At 63.5% G+C, this 2044-nt stretch carries 1 protein-coding gene; it reads left to right on the top strand.

Features of this window, described 5'->3' with window-relative positions; genetic code table 11:
* Positions 1-1581, top strand: a 1581-nt coding sequence (locus ACFWPJ_RS31345) for a CRISPR-associated helicase/endonuclease Cas3 (RefSeq protein WP_378856910.1), incomplete at its 5' end; no start/stop codon positions are given.
* Positions 1582-2044: the final 463 nt, after the last annotated feature.

The raw sequence follows: 2044 nt of genomic DNA on the forward strand, positions 1-2044 counted from the left end.
GGGGGGTTTCGGGGGGCGGCACCGAGGGGTTGGGGTAAGACCTTCGCGCTGGCGGGTTTGGGGTTGAATCATGCTGCGGCGTTCGGGAAGCGGCGGGTGGTAGTGGCGGTGCCGTTCATCACGATCACCGAGCAGAACGCAGCGGTGTATCGGGACTTGCTCGACACCGAGGAAGAACCGGTCGTGCTCGAGCACCATTCCAGCGTCCGCTACCGCAGCGAGAACGACTCCGACGACTCGACGGGTGCGGGGGATCGTTGGTCGCGGTTGGCGGCGGAGAACTGGGATGCGCCGTTCGTGGTGACGACGACGGTGCAGTTGTTCGAGTCGCTGTTCGGGCGTAAACCGAGCCAGGTGCGTAAGTTGCATCGGTTGACGAACGCGGTGCTGATCCTGGACGAGGTTCAGGCGTTGCCACCGAAGTTGTTGTTGCCGATCTTGGACGGGTTGCGGATCCTGGCAGAGCATTTCGGAACCACAGTCCTGTTGACTTCGGCTACCCAGCCCGAGTTCGAAGCGCTGTCGGTATGGAACAACGACAAGGATGCAGGGTCGGGGTTGGTGATCAAGGAAGTGATCGACGCCCCGCAACGGTTGTTCGATCGGGCACGGCGGGTGCGCTACGAGTGGCGGCTGGACCCGAAACCGACCTGGGAACAAGTCGCCGACGACGTCGCCGCGTGCGGGCAGGTGCTGGTGGTGGTGAACTCTATCGACGATGCCGCCGATCTGTTCGAACTGCTGCAGGCCAGGCGCGGTGCGGAAGTGTGGCATCTGTCAACTCGGCTCGCGCCAGCGCATCGCCGAGCGGCGTTGGCGCTGATCATCGAGCGTGTGAAGGCAGGTTTGCCGACGGTGGTGGTGTCGACCACGTTGATCGAAGCCGGAGTCGATATTTCGTTTCCAACAGTGTGGCGGGTTCTGGCGGGGGCGGACTCGGTGCAGCAAGCTGCTGGCCGAGCGAATCGTAATGGCGAATTCCCTGACGGGGGACTGGTCGTCGTGTTCGACCCGGTTGATGGGCGTGCCCCGCGAGACAACGCCACTCCCGCCGCACTGACCGCTGACCTGTTCGGCCCGGAAGGTCCCGAGCTCGACAACCAAGCCGCGCTGGCTACCTACTACCGCAGTCTCTACACCAAGCTCGGTCTGGACAACACCGGCATCGACCGCAGAAAAGACCCTGTCGGGCAAGTTATTCAACGTCATCGCGCCGCTCTGGATTTCCGGGCGGTCACCGATGGACAGGACACTGGTTCAGGCCGCGACCGTAGCAAGGCGTTTCGCATGATCGCTGACGACACCGTTCCCATCGTGATTGTCGATGAACACCACAGCGACACCGTTGGTCACTGGCTGTCGATTCTGGCTTTGGGAACCGACCGTGCCCGCACAGCGTTGCGCGAGTTGCAGCCTTGGATTGTGCAACTGCGCCGCGATGTCGCCCAACGGGCGGATGTCGCTGCGTTGATCGACCCTATCGCTGGCGACCTCGGCGTGTGGAAAGGTGTTTACGCGTGGAACTCGGCCACGCTCCAAGGGATCGGCGTGGACATCTCCACCATCGAAACGGTGTTGTGAATCGGTACTCAGGCCACGCCGAATCACAGATTTCGGGTTCGGGCGGTCTGGTTGGGAACCCCGGGTGCGACCGAGCTACCAGAAAGGTTCCGAACCCGCGACCTGGCAGAATCTGGGAGTGGTGGCGGACGAGGGATTGTCTGACGGTAGCGAATCGGCATATCCGCAGATCAGATAGAGCGGCGCCGGGCCTCACGGCTCGGCGAGAATCTCAACCTTGCGGACGACCTCACCGGCGACGGTGCCGTCGGGCGGCGCCGGGCCTCACGGCTCGGCGAGAATCTCAACCTTTCGGGTGGGCGCATCCTCACCGCCTGCAACCGCGGCGCCGGGCCTCACGGCTCGGCGAGAATCTCAACGCCAAGCAGGTCACCGGCATCGATACCGATGTTGCCGGCGGCGCCGGGCCTCACGGCTCGGCGAGAATCTCAACATTGGCAGCGGGGTGATCAGTGGTTTGTGG

Source organism: Nocardia sp. NPDC058497 (assembly GCF_042720195.1).
Taxonomy (GTDB): Bacteria; Actinomycetota; Actinomycetes; order Mycobacteriales; family Mycobacteriaceae; genus Nocardia.